We start from the raw sequence: 14,854 nt of genomic DNA, 5'->3' as shown, positions 1-14,854 counted from the left end.
ATATGGCTAAATATCTTGTTACAGGCGGAGCGGGATTTATCGGATCGAATATTACCGAAGAGTTGGTTAAGCGCGGGGAAAGAGTCCGCGTTCTGGATAGCTTTATTACCGGTAATCGTGATAATCTTAAAACTTTTTTAAATAAAATCGAGCTGATCGAAGGCGATATCAGGGATGCGGCTGTAGTTAAGGATGCGATGAAGGGCATGGATTATGTCATTCACCAGGCGGCGTTGCGCTCTGTCGCCAAATCGGTTGAAGATCCAATTGCCACAAATGATACAAACGTATTTGGAACACTGAATATTTTAGTTGTGGCTAAGGAAGCCGGAATAAAAAGAGTGGTCTACGCTTCTTCGAGTTCAGCATATGGAGACGCCAAGAGCTTTCCTCAAAAAGAAACAGACCTTCCCGTGCCCATATCACCATATGGCGTTTCAAAATTGGCGGCGGAACATTATTGCGTTACATTCGCGAAGACCTTCGGATTAGAGACTGTCAGCTTAAGATATTTTAATGTCTTTGGCCCCAGACAAAACCCCGAAAGCAAATATTCCGCGGCCATACCCGCTATTCTTGCCAAGATGCTGGGAAGCGAATCTCCTATAGCGGAATGGGACGGTAAACAGTCGCGGGACTTTACTTATGTTGCAAATGTGGTTGAGGCGAATTTGAGAGCATGCATTGTTCCGAAAATATCAGGAGAGGTTTTTAATATAGCATGTGGGTCCACTACATCTATACTGGATATAATAAGAGAAACAAATAAAATATTGGGATTAAAACTTAAACCTGTATATGGGCCGAAAAGACAAGGTGATGTCAGAAAAACCTACGCCGACATCAGTAAGATGAAAAATATGTTAGGTGTGAAAAAGATAGTGGGATTTAAAGAGGGGCTTAAGTCAACGATAGATTGGTTCAAGTTGAAGAGACTGTCCCAGAATGGGACTGTCTCTAAAGAAAGCGTTGCATGAGAAAAACAGTTTTAATTACCGGCGGAGCAGGATTTATAGGTTCGCATTTATGCGAATTATTTTTAGGAAGAGACTGTCTCCAAAAAGTTGAATACTCGTTGAAGGAGACTGTCTCTAACAAAAATAGCTACAACGTCATCTGTGTTGATAATCTCATAACCGGCAAGCTCTCCAACATATCTCATCTGCTTAAAGACAGAAATTTCAGATTCATGAAACATAATATTTCCGAGCCCATTAAAATCAAAGGGCCTGTTCATTATGTCCTGCACTTCGCCTCTCCCGCAAGCCCTATAGACTATCTTAAGTATCCTATCCAAACACTTAAAGTCGGTTCTTTGGGGACTCACAATGCCTTAGGTGTAGCCAAGGTGAAAAAAGCAAGATTTTTACTGGCATCCACAAGCGAAGTATATGGGGATCCTCTTGTGAATCCTCAGCCCGAAAGCTACTGGGGAAATGTTAATAGCGTCGGGCCGCGGGGAGTTTACGATGAAGCCAAGAGATTCGCGGAGGCAATTACCATGGCTTACCATCGTGTTCATAAGGTAGATACAAAGATAGTCCGTATATTCAATACCTATGGCGTGAGAATGAGGGAAAAAGACGGCAGGGCAATACCTAATTTTATAAATCAGGCTTTGAATAATAAGGCTATTACGGTTTATGGCACCGGGTCTCAGACGCGAAGTTTTTGTTATGTTTCGGATCTCGTGGATGGCATATACAGGTTATTGATGTCAGAAGAACATGATCCTGTGAATATAGGCAACCCTAATGAGATGAAGTTGATAGATCTTGCTAAAACCATAATCAAGCTGACCGGAAGCAAGAGCAAGATTGTGTTTAAAGGGCTGCCAACGGATGACCCCAAGGTAAGGCGGCCAAATATAACTAAAGCGAGAAAATTTCTCAATTGGAAACCAAAAGTAGATCTCGAAACTGGATTGAAGAAGACGATAAGTTATTTTAGGGGAGAGTAATGAAGATACCTATTTTAGATTTGCAAGCGCAGTATAAGAGCATAAAAAATGAGATAGACGCAGCTTTAATGAAAGTTGTCGGAAGCCAGCATTTTATACTTGGGCCGGAGGTGGAGGCATTCGAACGCGAAGTTGCCGTATATTGCGGGACAAAATACGCGGTAGGCGTTGCCTCAGGCACGGATGCGCTTATATTATCGCTCAAGGCTCTTGGCATAGGCCCCGGCGATGAAGTCATTACAACTCCATTTACATTTTTCGCTACGGCCGAATCGGTGTCTATATTGGGCGCGAAGCCGATATTTGTTGATATCGACCCGAAGACTTACTGCATTAATCCGGAATTGATAGAAGATAAGATAACCAAACGCACTAAGGCGATTATCCCTGTGCACTTGTTTGGCCAATGTGCCGATATGGACAGAATTTTAGAAATCGCTAAGATCAATAATTTAAAAGTGATCGAAGATACGGCTCAAGCCATGGGCGCAACCTATAAAGACAGGCAGGCTGGATCAATGGGCGATGCGGGAGCTTTAAGTTTTTTCCCGAGCAAGAATTTGGGCGGTTTCGGTGACGGCGGCATGGTTGTCACAAATAATAAGGCAATTGCCGACAAAATAAAGATGCTGCGCGTTCATGGCAGCACGATAAGATATATTCATTCAGAGATAGGCGCTAATTCCCGCCTCGATGCTCTCCAGGCGGCTATTCTAAGGATAAAGCTCAAATATTTGAACAAGTGGCTGGATGGCCGACGCAGGGCCGCCCAGTACTATAATGATCATTTGAAAGATATAAGCGCTATTATGGCACCATTTGCACCTTCTTATAATACGCATACTTACCATCTTTACACTTTGCGGGTCAAGCCAAGTCCAGAGAAATTAGCAAAATTTCTTAATGACGCAGGTATTGAGGCCCGGACCTACTATCCTGTTCCGTTACACCTGCAAGAGTGTTACAAAGACCTAAATTACAAAAAAGGCGCTATTCCTGAATCTGAATCCGCCGCCTCCCAAACTTTTTCCATACCGATATATCCTGAGTTGGGAACCAAAGAGCTGAAACTTATAGTAGAAAAAATCATTGAAGGCTCAAAATAAGCGCTACATTCTTATTATCATTGCTATAGCTTTAGTAATAAAGCTTTCGCTCTTCCTGTTTGCCGCAATTCATGCCCCACAAGGAAAATTATTACCCGACTCTTATGGATATTTGAAATTATCTGATATGCTTACAACTAAGGGTGTTTTTGCTACGCAAAATGAAAATGGAGCATTGACATATGAAATGTTCAGAACCCCCGGTTATCCGCTATTTCTCGCCATTCTTAACGGTATATTGAAGATCCCGCTCGACGGAGTAGTCCTTTTGCAGATAGCGATGACTTTTATTATGGCTTTCATAGTTTATAGAGCGACATTGGAGATAGATCAGAAAATAGCTTTATTAAGCGCCCTTATGTGGGATGTCTGCGAAAGGCTGCGAGTGCCGATGATGCCCTTTATAGCCATAATTTCAGCCTATGGATGGTGTTTAATGATTGAACGAGTGCAAAAGAATAGGCCCGGCAATGGATAACTATATTAAAAAAGTTTCTTTAGTCAAAGGCTCCGGCAGGTATGGCAATATACAAAAATCCCTGGACCTCATAAAGCCGGACCTGGAAGTGATCCGCAGTAAAAAAGAGATACTAATAAAGCCCAATCTGACTGCTACCAACAATAAAACTGCTAATACGCACCGGGAGGCGGTAGAGGCCGTAATAGATTTCTTGCTGGGTAATTTTGCCGAGCTGCGCCACAGCCGGTTCGTTATCCTGGAAGGGAGCGGAAGTGCGCATTATGAAAAGACATCCACGAATGAAGTCTTCAGAAAATTCGGGTATTTTGACCTCATAAAAAAATACGATAACGTAAGTATAGAATGCATTGAAGATCATGCGGATTATTCCGAGCATATGATCATGTCTATAGCGGGCCCTGAAAAGATACGGATCGTAAAGCGTTTATCCGCCTTTGACTTCAGGATATCCATAGGGGTGCCCAAAACTCATAACTACGCCATAGCTACATTCGGTATAAAAAATATGGCGGGCCTGATCAGGCAGGAAGACAAGTCGCTGCTTCACGGCCTCCGTACTCCAAGTGCGCCCGACGCCAAAACTATATTCACATATATTCCCACGTCTGCCATAGCTTGGATGAGGAGAAGGCTTCCGGGCCTGGTAAACCTTATTTTTAAAAAGTCGGTTGCGTACATGAGATCTACAAAGGTTATTCATAGAAATATTGTCGATCTGGCCAAACTTACCTGGCCGGATCTAGTGGTATTGGACGCGTTTGATTGCATGGACGGAAACGGCCCCGTAGACGGTTTTCCTGTAAAGCTGGATGCGGCGGTCGCGTCAACGGATGCCCTGAAAGCGGACGGGGTCGGGGCCAGATTAATGGGGCTTGAGCCAGAGGATATAGGTTATCTCTATTATCTGCATGAAGAAGGGCTGGGGGATTATTCTATTAACGGCATGGTAGGGGCCTCTATAAGCGATGTCAGGCGGAATTTTATGATGCACCCGACCTATAATATACAAAAGAACTGGTATTTGGCACAAATATAGGTGAATACAGCAGTAAAAGATGCTTCTGGACACCAACGCCACAAGCGATTTTTGTTGATTATATCAAGTCCTTCTGGTAGAATTTTTGTTCAATGAATGAACATCCCCCAAAAGAAGAAATTCTGCATATAATCAAGGAAATAGACAGTAATTCAGCCATTACCCAGAGGAATATTTCAGATAAGCTTGGAATATCTCTCGGTAAGACGAATTATCTGCTCAATGCCCTCATCGAAAAGGGCATAGTCAAATATAAAAGTTTTTCCGAAAACCCAGGGAAGATCAGTAAGATCCAGTATAGCCTTACCAAAAAAGGCCTGGAAGAGAGGATACGGCTTATGCACCTTTTTTTGAAGATCAAGGAAGAAGAGTATAACAAGATAAGACAGGAGTGGGAAAGTCTTAACGCCAATGGCAATAGTAGCGTACTAAAAGGAGACTCTTTAGATGAAAAAGAAGGATAATGAGCGCTTTTCTTTCGATGTGGTGATCATAGGCGGCCTGGGGCATGTCGGATTACCCCTTGGCCTGGTGCTGGCCAACAAGGGCCTTAGGACGTGCCTGTGCGATATCGACCCGGCCAAGGCAGGCATGGTAAAAAAAGGCATCATGCCCTTTATGGAGCATGGCGCCGAACCGATATTAAGAGAAGTTCTGAAAAATGAGAAACTTAAAGTATCGTTGGATGAAAAGGTCGTTTCAAAAGGAAGGTATGTCATCATAGCTATAGGGACGCCCGTAGACGAACACCTCACCCCGAAGACACGCGCCTTTCTGGAGCTTTTTCTTAAATTAAAGAGATATCTGAACAAAAGACAGGTCATTATCATTCGCAGTACGGTCTATCCTCACACCTGCCAGCAGGTCTTAAAGATATTGGGCCGGAATGCCGGATGGCGCATAGCGTATTGTCCGGAGCGGATAGTCCAGGGATATGCCGTTAAAGAATTGAATGAATTGCCCCAGATAGTTGCCGGCATGAGCGATGAAGCGGTTGATGAGGCCGCGAGACTGTTCGGCGTTATTTCGCCCAAGATCATTAAGACCTCTATGGGAGAGGCGGAGCTGGTCAAGCTGTTTACTAATTCCTGGAGATACATGCAATTTGCCATGACCAATCAATTCTATATGATCACCAGGAATTTCGGGGTTGACTATAACAATGTGCGCAAAGCGATGACCGAAGGGTATGGCAGGATGGCGACCTTGCCGACAGCAGGTTTTGCTGCAGGCCCTTGCCTTCTGAAAGATACGATGCAGCTGGCCGCATTCAGCAGCAATAATTTTATTTTAGGCCATGCGGCGATGATGATCAATGAGGGCCTGCCTAATTTCTTGGTGGAGAAATTAAGGGAAAAGCGCGACCTGCATAAAACCATGATAGGCATACTCGGGATGGCCTTCAAGGCCGATACTGATGATATAAGAGATTCACTTTCGTATAAACTCGGTAAGATCTTAAGGTTTCACGGAGCGACGGTCTACTATTCCGATGAATATGCTAAAAATTCGGATTTTGTTACGAAAGAAAAGCTGTTAAAATCCTGCGATGTGATAATAGTCGGGGCTCCTCATTCCGCCTATAAAAAAATACATATTCCGGAAAAAGTAGATGTTATCGATTTATGGGGAATAATTGAAAGAAAAAATGCAAAAGTATAAGAAGGTGCTTCTAACAGGGGCCTACGGCCAGCTGGGCACGGCTATATTAAAAGAAGGTGTCCGCGGATATTTTTTGACTCCCGGGAAGGATCTTTTAGATATAACGAGATATTCTTCAGTCGAAGGATATTTTAATAAACACAAGTTCGACGCTATCATACATTGCGCCGCTCTCGCGCGCATGACCGAATGTGAAAAGCATCCGATAGCGGCCATTGAAACAAATATAAAGGGGACGGCCAATCTTGTGATGGCGGTAATAAGCGAGGAGACGCGATTGAAGAGGCCCTTTAGATTTATACAGATCTCTACCGATGGGGTATATCCCGGCACAAAAGGTAATTATTCCGAAAAAGACGAAACCATTCCATATAATATTTATGGATGGACGAAGCTTGGCGCCGAGTGTGCCGTGCATTTGCTCAAAAATTTCTGTATTATACGTACCAGTTTTTTTAATCCGGGCAAGATTAGCTTTGACCGTTCCGCTACAGACCTGTATTCATCCAAAGTCACAATAGACTATCTGGCCAGGGCGATTATGGTATTGCTTGAAAGTAAATTTATCGGCACAATAAATATCGGCAGTCAAAGGCAATCTGATTACCAGAGGTATAAGGAATTCAAGCCCTCTTTACGGCCATGCAGGGGTACCGATATATCTAAAAGCATAGGCCTTGATCTTGCAAAGGACGCTTCTTTAAATTATGGACAATGGAAAAAAATAGAGCGAGGATTGTTAAAAAACTTCTAATGGATAGATTAGATATAGTCATTCCTGTTTATAACGAAGGCGAAAATATTGCGACAGTCTTTAGGCTGCTTAAAAAAGATGTTTCCACGCCTTTCCGCGTTTTGATTTGTTACGATCGCGATGATGATAATACGCTGCCCGTGGCTAAAGATGCCGCCAGGGAGCTGCCATATAAGGTGATATTCGTTAAGAATAACGCCGGAGGAGTGCATAACGCGGTTATCGCGGGATTCAATGCCAGCGACGCGCCGGCAGTATTGGTATTCCCGGCGGACGATAACGATAATACCAGGATAATAGACAGGATGTACGAAAAATTCAAAGAGGGAAATGATATTGTTGCCGCCAGCCGTTTCATGAAAGGCGGCTGTATGAAAGGCTGCCCCTGGCTAAAATCATTCCTGGTACGCTCCGCTTCATTTACGCTTTATTGGCTGGCAAGCATTCCGATAAAAGATGCCAGCAACGGTTTCAGGTTATTCTCCAGAAGGATTCTCGATACTGTCCCGATCGAGTCGAGCCAGGGTTTTACATATTCGCTGGAGTTTTTAGTTAAATGCCACCGTTTGTGCTGGAAGATCGCCGAAGTGCCGTCTTCCTGGTATCAGCGTGAAAAGGGGAAGAGCCATTTTCGCCTGTTTAAGTGGCTTCCATATTATTTGCGCTGGTATTTTTACGGGTTTATCACCACGTATCTTAGAAAAGTTCCGGCAGCTGTTAAGTTAAAAGGGTAATAATCATGTCAGGTAAAAAAGTATCTGTAATTATACCGATGTATAATGCCTCCGGCTGCATCGAGAGCTGTCTGTCGGCTGTATCAAGACAGACGGCCGGGGATCTCGAGGTTCTACTGGTAGACGATTGCTCTACGGATGACACTGTTCAAAAAGCGCAAAGTTATCCGTTTAAGATAATCAAGACCGGAAAGCGTATTTCTCCGGCCAAGGTAAGGAACTACGGGGCAAAAAATGCTTCCGGAGATATCCTTGTATTTGTTGATGCGGATGTCATGCTTAATCCGGACTCAGTGGAGGAAATTATTAATGCGATATCCGCGCCTGGTACGGACTCGGTTTTCGGTATATATGCAGAAGATACCCCTCAGCCCGGTTTTTTCAGCCAGTTCCAAAACTTATTCATAGTGTACAGATATGAAAGATTGTCCAGCCCTACGGACATCACCTGTTCTTTTTTCTTTGCCATAAAAAAGAGCGTTTTTGAGGCTATCGGGGAATATAACGAAGAGATGTCTTATTACGAAGATATTGAGCTCGGCAAAAGGCTTGCCAAGGGGGGCTACCATTGTAAAATTGACCCTAAGCTCAGGGTAACGCATCTGAAATATTATAATCATCTAGGCCTGATAAAAGACTATCTTAAGAAAAGCGCCGAAGTGGGGCTTTACGTAAAACGCGAAGGTTTTTCAGGAAAGGTAAAGGATAATGCGTGGCCCCTTTCGATTAAGATAGCGGCATTATCGGGCCTTTGTCTTTTATTTTCCATCAGCCTGCTCAAGATCACATTCGTCCCTTTTTTGCTGTTTTTTGGTGTATACAATATTTCGATAGCGCCTTTTTTATCGTATCTGGTCAAAGCCAGGGGCCTTCTTTTTGGCTTAAGGTCTTACGTTGTCCTGTTCGAGATCTATCCGGTTTTCCTTGCCGGGCTGTCTTACGGCATCCTGAAAAGGGGTACTCATGGCTAATCTGCTCAAATTTCTGCCAAGAATATTTTTCTCTAAAGGTGACCCGCTCCAGTTCATTTTTTTCATTACTTCCAGATGCAACCTCAGGTGCAGGCACTGCTTTTACCTCGAGAACCTGCACGGCCCGAAAGACGAATTATCCTTAAAAGAGATAGAGAAGCTCTCGCAGGGAATGGGTGAACTGCTCTGGCTCTCCCTGACCGGTGGCGAGCCTTTTTTAAGAGAGGATATCGCCCAGATCGCCAGGATCTTTTATGATAACAACAGATTCAACCTCCTGACCATATGTACAAACGGCATTTTGCAGGATCATGTCATTCGTTCGGTTTCCGATATATGCAAGGCATGCAAAGGCTCACGCGTAATACTATACGTCTCACTGGACGGTATGAAGGAGACTCATGACCGGATCAGGGGCCTTCAGGGCGGGTTTGAAAAGGCCCTGGGCACGGTACGGGAGCTTAAGAAGCTCAAAAAAGACTTTAAGAATCTGAATGTAGCGACCATTACTACCTGCAGCGCAGAAAATCAAAAGGAGATGGGGGCCTTAGCGTTGTTCCTGAGGAGCGAGGTTAAACCGGACACTATTTCGATCAATCTTATAAGAGGTAAACCGCGCTCCACCGACCTGGGCGAAGTGGACCTGAAGCATTATTTCGAGTTCATAAAGATCCAGAAAGAAGGATGGGCCACGGGAGATCTCGGGCATTTTAATTTGCTGGGCAAAACCTTTATCAAGCGCAGAGAACTGCTGCAGAAACAGGTCATATCCACCGTATTTAAAGAGGATAGATTCGTGATCCCCTGCCGAGCAGGAAATATCAGCTGTGTCATGACCCAGACCGGAGACCTATACCCCTGCGAAATGCTTGACAAGAAGATCGGCAATATAAAAGACGCAGATTATGATTTTAAAAAACTATGGCGTTCTGCCCGGGCGGCAAAGCTCAGGAGCTTTATCAAGGATACCAAGTGCTATTGCACCTACGAATGCGCCATTACGACTAACATCCTTTTTAATGCGGCACAATTAACGAAGATGTTTATAAGGAAGGCTTAAGATGAAATATCTGGTAACCGGCGGAACGGGTTTTATAGGCAGTGCCCTCGTGCGCAGTCTTTTAAAAGACGGGTGCCGGGTAAGGGTTTTAGATAACGGTTCCAGGGGAGGATTCGACAGGCTCAAGAATATATCGTCTCAAATAGAGGTGATCAAGGCAGATATACGTGAACCAAAAGCTGTTCAAGAAGCATGTAAGGGAGTGGATGCCGTATGCCATCTTGCATATTTGAATGGCACGGAATTTTTCTATACCAAACCGGAACTGGTACTTGAGATCGGAGTGAAAGGCATAGTCAATATTATAGACGCATGTATCAAAGAGGGCGTGCGTGAATTAATAGTAGCCTCCAGTTCGGAAGTATATCAGACGCCGCCGAATATCCCCACTGACGAAAAGGTGCCGCTGAGTATTCCCGATCCGCTTAACCCGCGCTATTCTTACGGCGGAGGCAAGATAATCAGCGAGCTCATGGCTATAAATTACGGACGGAAGCATTTTGACAGGGTAATTATATTCAGGCCGCATAATGTATATGGGCCCGATATGGGCAAAGAACATGTCATCCCGCAGTTTATTCTCAGGATGAAAGAGCTTTGCGGAAAAAACAGTTCGAAACAGATACAGTTCCCCATACAGGGGACCGGCCAAGAGACACGATCATTTGTTTTTATAGACGATTTTATTGACGGGCTCATGATGGTTATTAAAAAGGGAGAACATCTGGGCATCTACAACATCGGGACCATGGAAGAGGTGACGATTAAAAAATTAGCCGCGGAAGTGGGAAGGTATTTTAACAGGAAGATCATCGTCAGGCCGGGCAAGCCGGCTGAAGGGGGAACGTTGCACCGCTGCCCCGATATTTCGAAATTAAAGAAACTGGGGTATGTGCCAAAAACCTTTTTTGCCAAGGGGTTGGATCTTACGGCCGTATGGTACGATAAACAATATAAGGGGGACACACTTGAATAATACCGCTAATCTTACTTTCAAGACAGGCTCAAGCGTTGTTGTCGAACGTTGTCAGATATGTGACAACCCTAAACTGGAACCGATTCTTTTTCTAGGGTATCTGCCTCCGGTAAATAAGATGCACAAGATCGGTGAAATGCCAAAGGAAGAAAATAGTTACCCTGCTCAGTTATTATATTGCGCTAAATGCCGCCTGGTACAGCTCGGCCTCATCGTTGACGCCGGTATATTGTTTCCTTCGGAATACCCTTATACCAGTAGCACGACCAAAATATTGAGAGAAAACTTTGCCGAACTTTACAAAGAATGCATTGGCCTGATAGACCTGAAATCAAGCGACCTGGTCGTGGATATCGGCTCAAACGACGGAAACCTTTTAAGCAACTTCAAGGGCCTCCATAACGTTCTCGGCATTACACCGGAAGATATCGGCAAGATCGCGATCAAGCGGGGCATACCTACCGTCATCGATTACTTTACAAAAGATGTTGTAGAGAATATTTTGACAAAGAGCGGCCAGGCAAAGGTTATTACGGCAACCAACGTCTTTGCCCATATTGAAGATATCAATGAAATAGTAGAATGCATCCTCCGGTTATTGTCAAAAAACGGCGTATTTATTTCAGAGTCACACTATCTTTTGCCTCTTATCGAAACGCTGCAATATGATACTATCTACCATGAACACCTGCGCTATTATTCGCTGCATAGCCTGCAGTATCTTCTTAAGGCGCACGGCCTGGAGATATTCCATGCCAAGCGCATCCCTACTCACGGAGGTTCAATAAGAGTATATGCGGCAAGGAAGGGGCAATATAAGGTGAGGGATACGGTTGTCGCGCTCCTGAAGGAAGAGGCCCCGGTTGTTCTTAGCAAAGAAAGCCTGATGAAGTTCAAGGACAAGGTCGTATTGTCCAAACTGGAGTTAAGCTCTTTATTAAAAGACATTAAAAAGAATGGCGGAAGGATATATGGTATAAGCGCGCCCTCAAGAGCAAGCACGCTTATAAATTATACCGGGATCGATGACGGTATACTGGATTGCGTTTTGGAGATCAAGGGTTCATACAAGATCGGCAAATATATGCCCGGGACACTTATACCAATATTGGAAGAATCGTTGCTTTTCAAGTACCAGCCGGAATATGCGCTTTTGCTCTCGTGGCACATAGCCGATGAATTAATGCCCAAGTTGAGAGAAAAAGGATTTAAGGGAAGGTACATAGTACCGCTGCCATCACCGAGGATAGTAGGAGATTAGTAGATGGAGTTTAATTTTTACGAAATCTTGAAGAAGATCGCTTGTTTTGTCCTGATAGTGATCTGTGTCGGATTGCCTGTTATAAGTGTTTTCAGCTTCGTGGTCATTTTTATATCCGGATTAGCTATAGTGAACAGCAAGATCAGCTGTTCTTATAAGCGATTGGTCGTCGCCTCATTTATAGCCATTTTCGTCCTTATTATCAAGGGTATTATTCCTCATGCGGCTATCCAGGAAGGGCACAATATCTTTTTCACAAAAGGCGACAACGAGACACTGGAGAAGGGGCTGCCTCCTGAAGCCTTCGCTTTTATGAAGCAGCAATTCTTAAAAAAGTATCCTTTGGATAAAAGGACTTCCAGCGACAGCGGATGCTGGCAATGCCGGCCGCCTCAATCTCTCTTTGTTTTTTCGGCGGATTCGGCCCTCTCAAAGCCGAAATACAGCCGCATAGTCGATAGTATAAACTTTAACAATCTTACAGAATTCAGGGGCGGCTTTGCGAATGATAGCGCCTATGGCTGGTTCGGGGCGTCCGATATCAGGCGGGATAGCATGCCATTTTTTGTAATGTATGAGTTATCACCTTCTTCTGTTAATAGTTCGTTATGCTGGACCGGGTATCTCTTATGGGAAGGCGCGGATGGGCATTATGAGGCCATATACAACGAGACCAGAGGCTGTAGAAAGATAGCGGATCTGGATATCGGTAAAAAAGTTTTCGGGGTAGCCATAAATAATAAGGAGCAGCCGGGTTTCTGGGGCAGGTTTAAAGATTTAAAATCGAGAATAAGGCTTTTCTTATCCGGCAAAAAGCCTATACATGCGCCGGAAGAAAACAAAGAGATTCCTCTTTCCATGAGCCTGGTCTTATCGCCCATGCTGAAATTTTCAGCTCTTTTAAAAAGGATACCGGAGGCCTTAGGGGCGTTATTCATCCTCAATCTGATGATCAAGATAGACAGAAAGCGCTTTCTTCTTGCATGCTCAATAATACTTATTGCAGCGGCCATAACTTATATATATTGTCCGCACCTGTTCGGGCAGTATTTTATTCATGAAGGCGGCGAAGACGGCCCAACCCATGAAACCCTGGGCAGACAGGTGCTGGTCAACGCTTTATCCGGGAATTGGAAACAGGCCCTGCGCGGGGGAGAGGATATTTTCTGGAATACGCCCGGATTCCGGTATTTTCGAGCGGTAGAGAAATTATTTTTTGGCGATACCAATTTCGGATATCTGGCCGTTGTTTTAATATTGCCTTATGTCCTTTTCGGATTTCTGGAGAATTTTATATCAAGAAGATGGTCTTTCTGGATAACAATGTTTTTTTTATTTGGCGTATTTTTGCAGTCTCATACAATAGATAGGCTTGGTTTCACATACTATATCTATGTGATGGTGGTGCGGGGAGGATGGCCCGATACTTTGGCATATACCGCCTTTCTCGGGGCGCTCACCCTTTTATTAAGATACGCAAAAATCCGAAATGGCGCGTATTACTGGTACGGGTTCCTGGCGCATCTTTTGCTTTTTGTAACGGTATTTATGCGCCCCCAGTTCTCGATCGCCGCGTTGATAGTCCTGTGTTATTTTGCGGGCAAATTGATGCTGGCCGGACGCTTTAAAGAAGTATTATTTTCGTGGCTGGGTTTCACCCCGGTCTTATTTACGCTTTTACATAATTATTTTTTCGGGCACAAGTTTTGTGTCTTCACGGCTTTTGCCCGGACGGCTCTTTCTACGCCGCCGTCGCTATATCTGGACGCCTTTAAAGAATTATTGGCATTCAATTTATCCGGCGGGAGTATCGCAAGGATTGCGGCGCATTTAAAGATCATGATAGCTCCATGGTATCGTGCGATATTTCTGGGGCTGGTATTTTATGCGGCTTTTCTTAAAAGAAAGATGCCGCCTGATATGAGGATGATAGCCGTCGTTTGCCTTAGCCTTCACTTTATCAACCTGTTCATTTTTGCCGTATATTTTAGATATGTTTTCTTGGCCTGGGCATTGACGGTGGTAGTCGCGATATTTTTATTTTGGTTACGATTAACTGGCCGGAAAGAGGAGGTAGGCATATGAAGGTAGTTATCCTTGCGGGTGGCATGGGGACGAGGATCAGCGAAGAGACAAGCGTGATACCCAAACCCATGATAGAGGTCGGAGGCAAACCAATACTATGGCATATCATGAAGATCTATTCGCATTACGGTTTCAACGATTTTATAGTCTGTTTGGGATACAAGGGCTATATCATCAAGGAATATTTTTCACACTATTTTTTGCACACAAGCGATGTAACGATAGACATGAAAAAAAATAAAGTGAGCGTTCATTCAAGCTCTTCAGAGCCGTGGAAGGTTACGCTGGTCGATACGGGCATGGAAACTATCACTGGCGGCCGGATAAAAAGGATTAAAAAATATATCGGGAAAGAGCCGTTTTTAATGACATACGGCGACGGGGTGGGACGGATCGATATAAGGGAGCTGGTACGTTTTCATCGTAAGCACAAAAAGATGGCTACGGTAACTGCGGTACAGCCGCTCGGCAGATTCGGCAGCCTGGATGTAGGAAGATCAGGCAAGGTCAATTCATTCCTGGAAAAACCGCGAGGAGATAATAACTGGATCAACGCGGGTTTTTTCGTCCTCGAGGCCGGTATCTTTGATTACATCGAAGGCGATAGTACGCACTGGGAAAAGGAACCGCTCGAAAATCTGGCGAAGAAGGGTCATCTGGTCGCTTATAAACATACGGGATTTTGGAAACCGATGGATACCCTGCGGGATAAGTTGGAATTAGAGCGGTTATGGGATGCCGATAAAGCGCCGTGGAAGGTCTGGTAAA

Annotated in this window: 15 protein-coding genes; all 15 read left to right on the top strand. The window is 44.3% G+C overall.

The window, feature by feature from the left end; translation table 11 throughout:
• Positions 1–2 precede the first annotated feature (2 nt).
• The 15 genes from Q8R38_06325 (at position 3) to rfbF (ending at position 14,853) form a co-directional block, all read left to right on the top strand.
• Positions 3–977: an SDR family oxidoreductase gene (locus Q8R38_06325; protein MDP3791640.1), complete on the top strand. Its 975-nt coding sequence runs from the start codon at positions 3–5 to the stop codon at positions 975–977.
• Positions 974–1,960: an SDR family oxidoreductase gene (locus tag Q8R38_06320; GenBank protein ID MDP3791639.1), complete on the top strand. Its 987-nt coding sequence runs from the start codon at positions 974–976 to the stop codon at positions 1,958–1,960. Before Q8R38_06325 ends, Q8R38_06320 begins: the two co-directional genes overlap by 4 nt.
• Positions 1,960–3,066 carry a DegT/DnrJ/EryC1/StrS family aminotransferase gene (locus Q8R38_06315; protein MDP3791638.1) on the top strand — a complete coding sequence of 369 codons (1,107 nt, stop codon included), beginning with the start codon at positions 1,960–1,962 and terminating at the stop codon, positions 3,064–3,066. The genes Q8R38_06320 and Q8R38_06315 overlap by 1 nt, the downstream gene beginning before the upstream one ends.
• A complete protein-coding gene (locus Q8R38_06310; protein ID MDP3791637.1) occupies positions 3,050–3,544 on the top strand; it encodes a hypothetical protein in 495 nt (164 codons plus the stop codon). The genes Q8R38_06315 and Q8R38_06310 overlap by 17 nt, the downstream gene beginning before the upstream one ends.
• A complete protein-coding gene (locus tag Q8R38_06305; GenBank protein MDP3791636.1) occupies positions 3,537–4,583 on the top strand; it encodes a DUF362 domain-containing protein in 1,047 nt (348 codons plus the stop codon). The genes Q8R38_06310 and Q8R38_06305 overlap by 8 nt, the downstream gene beginning before the upstream one ends.
• A 92-nt stretch (positions 4,584–4,675) precedes the next feature.
• The gene (locus tag Q8R38_06300; protein ID MDP3791635.1) at positions 4,676–5,047 is read left to right on the top strand and encodes a MarR family EPS-associated transcriptional regulator; all 372 of its coding nucleotides are present in this window, start codon (positions 4,676–4,678) and stop codon (positions 5,045–5,047) included.
• Positions 5,031–6,245 carry a nucleotide sugar dehydrogenase gene (locus Q8R38_06295; protein MDP3791634.1) on the top strand — a complete coding sequence of 405 codons (1,215 nt, stop codon included), beginning with the start codon at positions 5,031–5,033 and terminating at the stop codon, positions 6,243–6,245. The genes Q8R38_06300 and Q8R38_06295 overlap by 17 nt, the downstream gene beginning before the upstream one ends.
• A complete protein-coding gene (locus Q8R38_06290) occupies positions 6,232–6,999 on the top strand; it encodes a sugar nucleotide-binding protein (protein MDP3791633.1) in 768 nt (255 codons plus the stop codon). The genes Q8R38_06295 and Q8R38_06290 overlap by 14 nt, the downstream gene beginning before the upstream one ends.
• Complete coding sequence (locus Q8R38_06285; GenBank protein MDP3791632.1) at positions 6,960–7,733, top strand: glycosyltransferase family 2 protein; 774 nt, start codon at positions 6,960–6,962, stop codon at positions 7,731–7,733. The genes Q8R38_06290 and Q8R38_06285 overlap by 40 nt, the downstream gene beginning before the upstream one ends.
• 5 nt (positions 7,734–7,738) lie before the next feature.
• Entirely contained in the window at positions 7,739–8,704 is a 966-nt protein-coding gene (locus tag Q8R38_06280) for a glycosyltransferase (protein MDP3791631.1), read from the top strand.
• The gene (locus Q8R38_06275) at positions 8,697–9,764 is read left to right on the top strand and encodes a radical SAM protein (GenBank protein ID MDP3791630.1); all 1,068 of its coding nucleotides are present in this window, start codon (positions 8,697–8,699) and stop codon (positions 9,762–9,764) included. Before Q8R38_06280 ends, Q8R38_06275 begins: the two co-directional genes overlap by 8 nt.
• A 1-nt stretch (position 9,765) precedes the next feature.
• Positions 9,766–10,740 carry an SDR family NAD(P)-dependent oxidoreductase gene (locus Q8R38_06270; GenBank protein ID MDP3791629.1) on the top strand — a complete coding sequence of 325 codons (975 nt, stop codon included), beginning with the start codon at positions 9,766–9,768 and terminating at the stop codon, positions 10,738–10,740.
• A complete protein-coding gene (locus Q8R38_06265; GenBank protein MDP3791628.1) occupies positions 10,733–12,001 on the top strand; it encodes a class I SAM-dependent methyltransferase in 1,269 nt (422 codons plus the stop codon). Before Q8R38_06270 ends, Q8R38_06265 begins: the two co-directional genes overlap by 8 nt.
• Positions 12,002–12,004: 3 nt before the next feature.
• Entirely contained in the window at positions 12,005–14,086 is a 2,082-nt protein-coding gene (locus Q8R38_06260; protein ID MDP3791627.1) for a hypothetical protein, read from the top strand.
• Positions 14,083–14,853, top strand: a complete 771-nt coding sequence (gene rfbF / locus Q8R38_06255; GenBank protein ID MDP3791626.1) for a glucose-1-phosphate cytidylyltransferase — start codon at positions 14,083–14,085, stop codon at positions 14,851–14,853. Before Q8R38_06260 ends, rfbF begins: the two co-directional genes overlap by 4 nt.
• Position 14,854: the final 1 nt, after the last annotated feature.

This window comes from Candidatus Omnitrophota bacterium, assembly GCA_030695905.1.
Taxonomy (GTDB): Bacteria; Omnitrophota; Gorgyraeia; order 2-01-FULL-45-10; family 2-01-FULL-45-10; genus CAZHPY01.
Note: the sequence above shows the minus strand (reverse complement) of the source record. Positions and strands in the feature narration are given on the sequence as shown.